Origin of the sequence: Streptomyces sp. NPDC090994 (assembly GCF_044768905.1) — a bacterium.
Classification (GTDB): Bacteria; Actinomycetota; Actinomycetes; order Streptomycetales; family Streptomycetaceae; genus Streptomyces.
Window position 1 is genome coordinate 804,766 of record NZ_JBIVWS010000001.1, and the last position, 11,530, is coordinate 816,295.

The following is an 11,530-nucleotide window of genomic DNA, read 5'->3' on the forward strand; positions in this document are numbered from 1 at the left end:
CGCACGTTCACGACGCCGATGTCCGAAACCTGACGCATCACCGGCAAAAGGCGGTTGAAGCGCTGTGCACCGGTTGGCAACAACATGCTCCGCTCTCTACCGCTCCGAGGGGCCCCAGAGGTACGTTCCTTCTGTCCAGGGGGACTTGATCGGGGGGTCGAGTTGAGCAGCGGACGCATTCGTGTGCTGAGGCCGGAGGAACTGGGCGAGGGGGAACGGGAGCACTGGCGGGAGCTGCGCGCCAAGTCGCACGCCCCTCGCAACCCCTTCATGGAACCGGAGTTCACCGAGGCCGTGGGCCGGGTCCGCCCGGCGGCGCGGGTGGCGGTGGTGTACGAGGGCGGCGAGAGCGCCGGTTTCCTGCCGTACGAGCGCGGACCGCTGGGGCAGGGGCGCGCCATCGGCCTCGGGGTGTCGGACTGCCAGGGGGCGGTACTGCGCCAGGGTCCGCTGCCCGACACCCGCCAACTTCTGCGGGCCTGCTCGCTGTCCAGCTTCGCCTTCGACAACCTGGAGGCGGAACAGGGGCTGTTCACGCCGTACGCCGCCGAGGAGTACGCCTCGCACGTCATCGACGTCGCCGGCGGCTACGGGGCGTACGAGAAGGTACTGCGCGCCCAGTCGCCGAAGTTCCTCAAGACCACCCTGGCCAAGGAGCGCCGGCTCGGCCGCCAGGTCGGGGACGTGCGGTTCGTGTTCGACGAGCGCGACCCGGCCGCGCTGCGCACGCTCATGGCGTGGAAGTCGGCGCAGTACCGCAGGACCGGGCGCCGCGACCGGTTCGCGCAGCGCTGGATCACCGAACTCGTCGGCCGGCTCGCCGGCACCCGCACCCCGGAGTGCACCGGCACGCTGTCCGTCCTCTACGCCGGCGGACAACCGGTCGCCGCCCACTTCGGGCTGCGCTCGTCGACCGTCCTGGCCTGCTGGTTCCCGGCGTACGACGTGGAGGTGGCGAAGTACTCGCCGGGGCTGGTGCTGCATCTGCGGATGGCCGAGGCCGCCGCCGCCGAGGGGATCGGCCTGCTGGACATGGGGCGGGGCGCGGCGGAGTACAAGGACTCGCTGAAGACGGGCGAACTGCCCGTGTACGAGGGCGCGGTGACGCGCTGGGGGGCGGGCGCGGCACTGTACTGGCTCGGCCGCGAGCCCGCGCGCCGGGCGCATGGGTTCGTGCGCGACCGGCCGCGGCTCGCGTCGCTCGCGGCACGGACGCTGAAGGGTGCGGCGCGGCTGCGTCGCACGTGAGGACGATCGCAGGCGATCCAGGGGGGATGCGCATGTTCGGGGCAGCGCGTGCACGGCGGGAGACGGAACGGGAGACAGCGGAGTTCCTGAGCATCGGACCGGTGCAGGTGGCCGAGCTGGAACTCGGGGACGACGGGGAGGGGGCCTCGCTGAGACCGGGGCCGGGCAGTCCGCCGGTGGCCGCGGGTGAGGTGTTCGTCCTGGTACGGCGGGCGGGGCGGCCGGTGGGCACACTGGTGGGGCGGGTGCCGGAGGGGGCCGACGCGGTGTCCGTGCTGGCGGAGCTGGCCCAGGATCTGGCGGACGGGCCGGTGCCGGAGAAGGGGCCGGTGCCGGCGACAGGACCGGTGCCGGAGAAGGGGCCGGTGCCGGCGACAGGACCGGTGCCGGAGAAGGGGACCGCGCCCGTGCCGCCGTCCGCGAGTGTCGTGGTCGCCACCCGGGAACGGGCGGGCCAGCTGGCCCGCGCCCTCGACTCGCTGCTCGCCCAGGACCACCCGGACTTCGAGATCGTCGTCGTGGACAACGCGCCGGTGACCGACGAGACCCGTGACCTGGTCGAGCGGAAGTACGGCGAACGGGTGCGCTACGTGTGCGAACCGGTGCCCGGCCTCGCGACCGCGCACAACCGGGGGCTCGATGTCGTACGCGGCGAGGTGACCGCCTTCACCGACGACGACGTGGTCGCCGACCCGCGCTGGCTGGCCGAGCTGACCACGCCCTTCGCCGCCGATCCGGGTCTCGGCTGCGCCACCGGCCTGATCCTGCCCGCGCGGCTGCGCACCCCCGCCCAGGTGCTCCTGGAGAGCCACGGCGGCTTCGCCAAGGGCTTCACCCCACGGACGTACGACCCCGCCGACCCGCCCGCCGACGAACCGCTGTTCCCGTTCACCGCCGGACGGTTCGGCTCCGGGGCGGGCATGGCCTTCCGTACGGCGGTGCTGCGCGAGGTCGGCGGCTTCGACCCGGCCACCGGCGCGGGCACGCACGCCCGGGGCGGTGACGACCTCTACGGCTTCGTCCGCGTCCTCGCCCACGGGTACCGGCTGCGCTACGTCCCGGACGCCCTGGTCTGGCACCACCACCGGGAGACCTGGCGGGACCTGGAGACCCAGGCGTTCGGTTACGGGGCGGGGCTGACCGCGTACCTCACGGCCGTCCTCGTCAACCGCCCGGGGCTGCTGCCGGCGTTCCTCGCCCGGCTGCCGGGCGGGCTGGCCCACGCGCGGGCCCTGACGGCCGTACGGGACGGGGAGGGCGGTGGCGGGGAGGCTGGCGCCGGGGTGCCGGGCGGGCACGACGCCCGTACCCACCCCTGGCCGCGGCGTCTGTCGCGCCTCCAGCGCCGGGGCATGCTGTACGGCCCCCTCGGCTATCTGCGGGCCCGGCGCGCCCTGCGCACGGTCGGACTGGAGTCGCCCGGGGCCGCGGTGGGCCGGGGCGCGAGGACATCGGGGAGGCGCTGATCATGACAGGAGAGCCCGCGAGAACCACCGGGGACAGCACGGCGGGGACGGGGGGAACAGGGGGAACTGGGGGAACTGGGGGAACAGAGGGTGCCGGGCGGGGGGCGCACATTCCCGTCTTCCTCTATCACGCCGTGATGGACGACCCGCCCGCCTGGATAGCGGAGTTCACGGTCACCCCGCGCCAGTTCGCCGCGCACCTGGACGCGATCGCCGACAGCGGCCGTACCCCCCTGACCATCAGCGCGCTAGCCGACCACCTCGCCGGACGGGCCCCGCTGCCGCCCCGTCCGGTGCTGCTGACCTTCGACGACGGTTTCGCCGACCTGCCGGGGCCGACCGCCGAGACGCTGGCCGGGCGCGGCCTGGCCGCCACCGCCTACCTCACCACCGGTGCCATCGCGCCCGGTGGACGCAGTCTGCTGCCGCCCGCCCCGATGATGACCCTGGACCAGGCGGCCGGCCTGGAGGACCACGGCATGGAGATCGGCAGCCACACCGTCACCCACGCCCAGCTGGACACCCTGTCCACCGCGGCGCTGGCGGTCGAACTCCGCTCCTCCAAGGCCGTACTGGAGGACGCCCTCGGCCACCCGGTCCGCCACCTCGCCTACCCGCACGGCTACAACAGCGCCAAGGTGCGGTCCCTGTCGGCCCGCGCCGGCTACGAGACGGCGACGGCGGTGCGGCACGCGCTCAGCTCCGACCGCGACGAGCGCTACCGCATCGCCCGCCTCATCGTCCGGCGCACCCACACCGTCGCCGACGTCCAGGGCTGGCTGGCCGGCCGGGGCGCGCGGATCGCGCCCTACCGCGACAGCCCCAGGACGGTCGCCTGGCGGTGGTACCGGCGGGGCCGCGCGCTGGTGCGGGGCCCCGAGTTCGCCGGGTGAAGGCCCGTGACGGCCCACGGGGGACCGGTCACTCCAACGGCTGGTTGAGGTACGGGTCGGCGGCCACCTCGCGCAGACTGCGCCAGGACGCGTCGCCGGCCACCGAGAGGTCGCAGTGCGGTCCCGGGTCCCGGTAGTTCCACTGGAGCGCGGCCTTGACGCCGTCCAGGCCCTTGAGGACCCGGGGCACCTGCGCGTACCACTGGGCCTGCCGGTCCGGCCGGTCCGGGTCGGAGGCGCTGCCGAACTCCGAGAGCATCAGCGGCTTGTCGTCGGACAGGTGCGTCCGGATCCAGTCGTGCGTGGCGTTCTGCGTCTGGGCGAAGCTCAGCCACTCCGTCTTGTGGCAGAGGTAGTAGTTGTACTGGTTGTAGCCGATCCAGTCGACGTACTCGTCGCCGGGATACAGCCGCTCGAACAGATCGGCGTGGTTCAGGTAGCCGGTGATCACCCACGTCCACACCACGTTGTCCACGCCGAGGTCGCGGAACCGGTCGTGGATGTGCCGGTAGGCGCGGACGTACTCCTCCGGGCTGCCGCTGGCCGGGGTGCGGGTGTCCATCTCCAGGTCGAAGGAGAGGAACACCTTCTTGCCGGTGCGCTCCCCGTACTCCTTGATCCGCGCCGCCTGGACGTCGATGACGGTGTCGTCCAGCTCGCCGCCGGCTATCTGCCGCCACGTCGGCTGCTGCTTCTTGGTGCCGCCCCACCACTTGCTCTCCCAGGACAGCAGCAGCATCCGGTCCTCGCCGACGCGCTGCTCCTGCTCGGTCAGCAGCTGGCCCTCCAGCCTGGTGTCCGTGACGGCGGACATGTCGTGGTACGTGTACACGATGTCGAGCTTGCGGCCGGCCTTCTCCTCGTAGGCGTGCACCTTCTCGGCGAGGTCCGACTTGTCGTGCGGCACGAAGGCGCCGAACCAGGCGCCGCAGGGCGGTTCGAGCAGTTCGGTCGGGCGGCACCTCTCGTCCTGGCCGGACGGGCTCGTCCCGGAGCCGTCGTCCGGTCCGGCGGTGTCGCGCAGGGCGAGCACCGCCAGCAGGGCCGCGCACGCGAGGGTGGCGGAGGTCAGCAGGAGGCGGCGCCTTGCGCGCCGGAGGGGACGGGGCCGGCGGAGCGGGCTGTGTCGGCGGGGCGGGCTGTGTCGGCGGGGCGGGCTGTGTCGGCGGGGCGGGTCGGGCTGGCGGGGCACGTTCACAGAGGGGAACCCTTCCGTGTCCTCAGTGGCGTCCCCGGAGCCGGAGCCAGAGCCGGAGCCGGGGACGCGCGCAGGCGCGGGCAGAACGCGGCGAGCGTGGTCAGCAGGGTGAGGATCAGCAGGACGCGCTCCCCGCTGAAGGCGTGCGTAGCGATCAGCACCGTCGAGACGAGGATGACGACGCCGACGCTCAAAAGCACGGCCAGCATCAGCCGCTCCAGCAGGTCCGAGTGGCGGTCGAAGTCGGCGGTCCGGCGGTCGACGGGGCCCTCGGCGGGGCGGGACCGCAGCGCCGGGCCGCAGATCCGGACCAGGGCCGCGCCCGGACCGGCTGCCAGGAAGAGCGCCACCGCGGCGCCGCGCGGCGGTGAACCGCCGGGCAGGGCGAGCGCGGCCAGGGCCAGCCAGCCGCCGAACGCGGGCAGCATGCGGATCACGAGGTCCTGCGGTGTCATCGGCTCACTCCCCCGTCGGCTCGTCCGGTCGAAGGACGTAGACCGTCCCCGCGCTGTTCTCCGCCACCAGCTGGAAGCGCGGTGACGCGGCCACCGACCGGCGTATGCGGTCCAGTTGCTCGCCGTCGAGCTGGCCGTTCATCTCCGAGTTGGCCACCTGCCCCTGGGTGAGCAGGAGATAGGCGCGGGCGGGCGGTTCCACGGCGCTCATGTCCCGGGCCAGGGTGGCGGCCGGGCTGCGCACGATCCGGTCGACGTGACTGCGGCCGTCGTCGAGGAACCAGTAGTGGTCGACGCTCCAGTACGAGTCGTAGGCGAGCGGGTAGTTCCGGTTCGCGGCGACCACGAGCGACCCTTCCGGTGCCTGGTCGAACAGCTGGCGTACCAGGGCCACTTCCTGCGGCGGGAAGTAGTTGATCCGGTCCTTGCCGGAGTAGGCCGGCACGAAGGCGAGCGTCCCGGCGAGCAGCGTGACCAGCGGCACCCACACGCCGTACCTGAGGTCGGGCAGCGGCAGCCGCCGTCGCCGAGCGGTGACCGCGGGCCGCCCGGCCGACTCGCGCGCGGCGAGGTCGGCGGCCAGGGTGCGCACCTTGGGCAGCAGCGCGGCCCCGGCGAAGAAGGCCGCGCCGGGCAGCATGAACATCAGCACCCGGAAGATCATTTCGCTGCCGTAACTGCTGGCCACGAACATGGGCAGCGGGGCCGCGGCGATCAGCAGCAGGGGCAGCGCCCGGTAGCGCAGCACCGGCTGGCGCAGCACGCCGAGCGCCGCGAGCAGCAGGACGGAGCCCGACAGCAGACGGGCCGCCCAGGAGGTGGCGATCGCCCCGGTGCCGGTCGGGGTGGCGCCGTACCCGGTCTCCACGTTGGCGCCGACGTCGCCCACCGAGCGGATCATGTCCGGCATCGCGGCGGACAGGAAGGGCAGCGCCGCCGTGAGGCACCAGGCCAGGAAGAGGACGACCGTGGTGACCGTCGGCACCCAGTCGCGGTAGCGGCGGGCGAGGCACAGCGCCAGCAGGGAGACGACCAGCATGCCGGGCGTCAGCTGGTGCGAGACGACGATGGTCGTGACCAGCACGGTCAGCAGCACCGTCCAGACCGCCGGCCGCTGCCGGCCGCGCCCGCCGCGCCGGCCGCCGTACCGGCGCAGGACGACGGCCAGCACGCCCACGTGCAGCGCGAAGGCGACGGACTGCGGGGAGAAGTAGTCCTGACCCACCCAGTTGGCCACGTAGAAGAGCCACACCGAGGTCCAGATGAGCCGGCGGTCGGTGGTGAAGGTGCGGTAGATCAGCAGCAGCGGGAGCAGCAGCATCAGGCTGGAGACCAGGGGCCACCACGCCATGTACATCGCGGTGTTGTCCACGCCGAGCAGCCGCACCAGCGCCGCCTGAGCGGCGAAGAAGCCCGGCCACTGGTCGTAGACGGCCATGTCGCCCAGCTGCTCCTCGGTCCCCAGGCCGCCGGAGGTCAGCAGGTGGTCGATGACCGCGTCGTGCTTCCACGCCCAGGCGTACAGCGGGGTCGGGTACACCAGGGCCTGGGTGGCCCGCTCCATCAGCAGCAGCCCGACGACGTACGCGAACGACCAGCCCTGCGGGCGCCTCGGGTCGCGGGCGGTGAACCAGAAGCCGGCCGTGAGCACGGCCAGGCCGGCCCAGAAGGCCGGGTGCACCGCGCTGACGAGGCCGAAGTCGTCGAGGTGGGAGACGTCGGTGTGGCCGATCGCGTACGCCCACAGGGCGAGCGCCGCCAGCAGGGGCAGGGCCGGCCAGGCCCCGGCAGCGCGGTACCGGGACCGCCAGGCGGGCGAGAGGTCGGAGAGGTCCGTCATGGAATCGGCGGCGGGGCCCGGTGGCTCCGGGGCAGTGGGGGGACGGCGGCGCGTGGTCCGCACGGCGCCACGAAACCGCGCACCCGCCTGCCGCCGCGCCCCCTGGGACCGGGCGGACGTGTCTCCGGGAGGCCGGACGGTCACGTCTCCCGGCGGGCGGGCGGAGACGTCTTCGGCACTGCGGTCCGCCGGCTCCTGGGAGGCGGGCGTGGCAGTCGCCTCGGTCGCTTCGGTCGTCTCGGCCGCTTCGGTCGCCTCGGCCTCCGGGACCGCCTCGGCGACGTCGTCGGCATCGACCACGTCCATGACGCCTGCGACATCTACGGCATCTACGGCATCTCCAACGCCTAAGACATCTAAGGCGTCTACGGCATCTACGGCGTCTACGGCGTCTACGGCAGCACTGGCATCGCTGGCATCGCCGGCAGCGCCGACGTCCGTGCCGCCGGGCTTCTCGGCCGCTTCGTCCGGCCTTTCCTCTTCGCCCCTCCCGACCGCTTCGTCGGTCACCACCGCCTCGGCACGTTCGGGCGGTGCGTCCGGGGCCGACGCCTCCGGGGACGGCGTGTCCCGGGACGACGCGTCCGGGGCCTCCGGTGCGGGCACGGGCTCCGGTGCGGATCTCTCCCGTGGAGTTGCTGGCGGACGCACGACGTTCCCCCCTGGCGGTTCGGCTCTGTGCTCGATCAGTCCCTGGATCTGTCGTTCGGTCTGGAGCGGTGCGGGGGCTCGGGCGTCGGGGCCGGTCGGCGCGGTGGCAGGACCAGGACGAGCAGGACGAGCAGCGCGAGCAGCAGGAGAAGGGGCAGCGCGACCGGCGCGAGCGCCTGCCGCCACACCCAGCCGCCCACCGCGGCGAGATACAGAACCCCCCAGCGTCCCGGCCACGGCAGCCGGTCGCCCGCGTACGCGAGCAGCGGCCACAGCGGCACGAGGCACAGCAGTTGCAGAACGGGCGGCGCCCAGCGCAGCAGCGGCTCGGGGCCGTCGAGCCCCACCGCGTCCGCGAGGAATCCGGCCGTCTTGGTGTAGAACGTCCCGTCCACCGGCTGTGGTTCCCGGCCGAGGGCGACAGGTGCCGCGTACAGGGCGATCACGGCGGCGCCCAGGGCGGCTCCGGGGAGCCGCCAGTCGAGGCGCGCGCTCAGGGTCACGGAGGCCACGAACACGACGAGCAGCATCCCGCCCGCGACGAGCGCGGCCAGCGGCAGCTCCTCCAGCAGTTCTCGGCCGGTCAGTGCGGTCCGGGAGACCCCGTCCAGCCAGGGCAGTCCGCGCAGCGCCGTCCAGAAGACCGCGGTGGCGACGCCGAGCACCACCCAGAGGCCGATCCGCAGCCGCCTGTCCCAGGTCTCTTCCCCGACGGACCTGGCAGACCGGACGGCCCCGGCGGACGGAGCGGACGAAGCGGACGGAGCAGACCCGACGGGCTCGGCACCCTGCGCTCCCAGTGAGCCCGGGGAGCCCTGCGCCCCCGGGGAATCCCCGCCCCCGGTGCCCCCGCCGTCCCCGCCCTCCCGGTCCGGCGGGCCACCGGCCGGCCCGTTCCCCGCGCCGTCCCCCGCACCGTCCGGCGACCGGACGATCACGGCCAGCGGGTCCGCCTCCAACGCCTCCCGCTCATAACCGGGCCGCCCGATGAAGAGGGTGACGGTGTCCTCCCGCCCCTCCCCCTGCCTCCCGTCCGCCGGATCAACCGCGTACGCGGCCTTGCGGGCCCAGCTCGTGCCGTACCCGGCGGTGGCGTTCAGCCGTGCCCAGCGGGTGCCGTAGGAGGGCGTGCCCGGTGCCGTCGGCTTCCGGCGGCCCCCCGGCGCCTCCCCGTCGCCGGCTCCGCCGCCCGGCCCCCGGCCGGAGGCGCCGCCGCCGCGCAGCGCCGTGCGCAGGCCGGGCACACAGCCGGCGGCGACCAACGTCATCCCCAGCAGCACCGCCCAGCCGGCGCCCGCGATCCCGGCCGGAGTGAACAGCACCGTCGCGCTGCCCAGCACGAGGGCGCACATCGCGCCCTGGACGGCGGCGAGCGCGCCGGTCCGGCCCTGGACCCGCAGCACCCCTATGTACAGCTCCACCACGATCCGCGGCAGCGCACCGAGGGCGAGCAGCCGCAGCACCGCGGAGCCGTGCTCGGCGTAGTCGTCGTCGAACGGGGCGAGGATCTGCGGCGCGAAGGCCACCAGGAACGCCACGACCGGCACCAGCAGCAGCGTCATGCGGCGCAGCGCCCCGCGGACGCCGTCGGCGAGGCGGCGCGGGTCGTGCGAGGCGTGCGCGGTGAGCGAGGAGGCCATGTTGATGGCCATGAACTCCATCGTGCCGCCGACGGTGTACGCCACGTAGAAGTAGCCGTTCTCCGCGGCGGTGAAGCGGACGGCGACCATCACCGGCAGCAGGTTGATCATGGCCAGGCTGAACAGCGCGCCCAGCGAGTCCCCCGCCAGGAAACGGCCCATCTCGCGGTAGGCGGGCGGTTCGAGGTCGTGGTCGGCGGCGGCTTGCCGCGGGATCAGTCTGCGGAAGATCAGCCAGCCGAGGGGCAGCGTGGAGAAGGCGATCGCCACGGCCCACGAGACGAAGATGCCGAGCACCGGCAGCGCGGAGGCGAAGACGGCGAGCAGGATCAGCTTCCCGACCGAGAACACCGCGTTGCCGGCCGGCACCCACTCGGCCTTGCGCAGCCCGGTCAGCACGCCGTCCTGGAGGGTGAGCAGCGCCCAGGCCACGCAGGCGGCGACGAACAGCGTCCCCGCCACCGGCGTGCCCAGCGGCGCGTACGAGTCGCCCCAGCGGTCGAGGGTGAGCAGGAAGACGCCGGCCGCCAGCGCGACGACCACCGAACTGGCCGCGTAGGCACGCCAGACCAGTGACCCCGTCGCCCGTCCGGCACGTGGCACGAAGCGGACCACGGCGCCGATCATCGTCGTCGCCGTGATGCTGGCGAGCAGCCGCATCGCCGCGATGGCGGCGGAGCCCTGGCCGACGGCCTCCTCGGTGTAGTACCGGGCGGACACCAGCCAGAACCCCAGCCCGAGCACGGCGGACACGCCGGTGCTGAGCATGAGGAAGTAGGCGTTCTTGAACAGCGAGTCGGAGCCGTGCGCCCCGTCGGACGGCCGGTCCCCGTCGTCCGCCCGCGCCTCCGCCGTCTCCTGCACCTGCGCCTCAGTCACGGAACGGCCCCGGCCCTCGCGGTAACGGACCCGGTCCCTCCGGCACCGGCCCCGGCCTGCTCAGGCCCTCGGGCGGCTCGGCCGGCCGGACGCCGGAATCCTCCAGGGCCTCGATGGCCTCCCGCGCGCGCAGCGGGTCCACGGGCAGCGCATGCCGCGCGAACCAGCGCGCCCCCTCGGGAGCGGGCGAGGGGTCGGTGAACTCCGGGCCGGCGTAGTCGTCCAGCGGCGGATCGTAGAGGTACCCGACGACGATGCCCCGCCGCGCCAGAGCCGCCGCCGCCGCGTCCCGGTCCGCCACGAGCAGCGGCACCCGGAACAACGGCTGCACCGCGCCGTCCGGCCCCCCGCGCCCGGCGTGTGCCCAGCGCGTCGCCAGCAACCGCTCCGTCCCCGTCCGGCAGTCGGCGAGCACCTCGTCCAGCCGGTCGAGCTTGCGGCCGACGCGAGCGAGCCGGAACCGGCCGGATCTCAGCCGGTAGTCGTGCATGTCGACGCGGACCCAGGGGTCGTGCGCGTCCAGATCCGGCGCGGCGGCGACCGCGCGGGCCAGCGCCTCGGGCCGCAGCGGCATCCGGATCTCCTCCCGCTCGGCCATGCCCAGCACCCGCAGCGCCGCCCAGGCGGCCCGCCGCAGCCGCAGCCCCCGCACGGCCGCCTCCGCATACGGCCGGACGGCGTAAGCGAGTTCGGCCGTCGTCCGGCGCGGCGCCAGCAGGTCCTCGCACGCCTTCTCCAGCGCGTCCCGCACACCCGGATCGGCGACCGCGAGAATCCCCCCGGCGTGCGCCCCGACGTGCTTGGACAGGCTGAAGACGGAGGCGTCGCCCCAGGTCCCGACCGGACGGCCGCCCACCGCACTGCCGATGGCGTGCGCCGCGTCCTCGAACAGCGGGATGCCCAACGCGTCGCACCGCGCCCGCAGCTCGGGCGCCGGGTCCGGGTTCCCGTACAGGTTGGTCGTCAGTACGGCGGACAGTGAGCCCCATGTCTCCTCGGGCACGGCGTCGAGGTCGATGGACGCGTCCCACGGGTTCAACGGCGCCTGCACCGGCCGCAGTCCGGCCGCCAGGACGACGAAGAAGATGACGTCGTCGTTGACCGGCGACATCAGCACCCGGCCGCCCGGCGGGCACCAGTGCCGCAGTGCCGCGTACAGCCCGAACCGGCATGACGGTACGTACACGCATTCCCGGCCGAGTCTGTCGCGCATGGTGCGCGCCGGGCGTTTCGGCCTGGCATGCGACGACACCGAACCCG

The 11,530-nt window shown here is 74.0% G+C and carries 8 protein-coding genes; 3 read left to right on the forward strand and 5 right to left on the reverse strand.

The genetic code is table 11. The features are described 5' to 3' along the window. The first annotated feature begins 183 nt into the window (after positions 1–183). The 3 genes from ACIQR3_RS03830 to ACIQR3_RS03840 all read left to right on the forward strand — a co-directional run bounded on the left by ACIQR3_RS03830 (position 184) and on the right by ACIQR3_RS03840 (position 3,607). Positions 184–1,248: a GNAT family N-acetyltransferase gene (locus ACIQR3_RS03830; RefSeq protein WP_403533584.1), complete on the forward strand. Its 1,065-nt coding sequence runs from the start codon at positions 184–186 to the stop codon at positions 1,246–1,248. A 32-nt stretch (positions 1,249–1,280) separates the two neighbouring features. Further along, a complete protein-coding gene (locus tag ACIQR3_RS03835) occupies positions 1,281–2,714 on the forward strand; it encodes a glycosyltransferase (protein ID WP_403533587.1) in 1,434 nt (477 codons plus the stop codon). Positions 2,715–2,851: 137 nt separating this feature from the next. Continuing rightward, a complete protein-coding gene (locus ACIQR3_RS03840; RefSeq protein ID WP_403533589.1) occupies positions 2,852–3,607 on the forward strand; it encodes a polysaccharide deacetylase family protein in 756 nt (251 codons plus the stop codon). A 28-nt stretch (positions 3,608–3,635) separates the two neighbouring features. Here the strand turns inward: ACIQR3_RS03840 and ACIQR3_RS03845 are convergent, their stop codons facing one another. The 5 genes from ACIQR3_RS03845 to ACIQR3_RS03865 all read right to left on the reverse strand — a co-directional run bounded on the left by ACIQR3_RS03845 (position 3,636) and on the right by ACIQR3_RS03865 (position 11,483). Continuing rightward, on the reverse strand, positions 3,636–4,640 hold the full coding sequence (locus ACIQR3_RS03845; RefSeq protein ID WP_403533591.1) for a glycoside hydrolase family 26 protein: 1,005 nt from the start codon (positions 4,638–4,640) through the stop codon (positions 3,636–3,638). Positions 4,641–4,801: 161 nt separating this feature from the next. Then, positions 4,802–5,260 (reverse strand): hypothetical protein, encoded by a 459-nt coding sequence (locus ACIQR3_RS03850; RefSeq protein WP_403533593.1) that lies wholly within the window; start codon positions 5,258–5,260, stop codon positions 4,802–4,804. A 4-nt stretch (positions 5,261–5,264) separates the two neighbouring features. Further along, positions 5,265–7,100 (reverse strand): glycosyltransferase, encoded by a 1,836-nt coding sequence (locus ACIQR3_RS03855; protein WP_403534000.1) that lies wholly within the window; start codon positions 7,098–7,100, stop codon positions 5,265–5,267. Between the two features lie 686 nt (positions 7,101–7,786). Then, positions 7,787–10,270, reverse strand: coding sequence for a lipopolysaccharide biosynthesis protein (locus tag ACIQR3_RS03860; RefSeq protein ID WP_403533596.1), 2,484 nt, complete (start codon positions 10,268–10,270; stop codon positions 7,787–7,789). Next, the gene (locus ACIQR3_RS03865; RefSeq protein WP_403533598.1) at positions 10,263–11,483 is read right to left on the reverse strand and encodes a DegT/DnrJ/EryC1/StrS family aminotransferase; all 1,221 of its coding nucleotides are present in this window, start codon (positions 11,481–11,483) and stop codon (positions 10,263–10,265) included. The genes ACIQR3_RS03860 and ACIQR3_RS03865 overlap by 8 nt, the downstream gene beginning before the upstream one ends. Positions 11,484–11,530 lie beyond the last annotated feature (47 nt).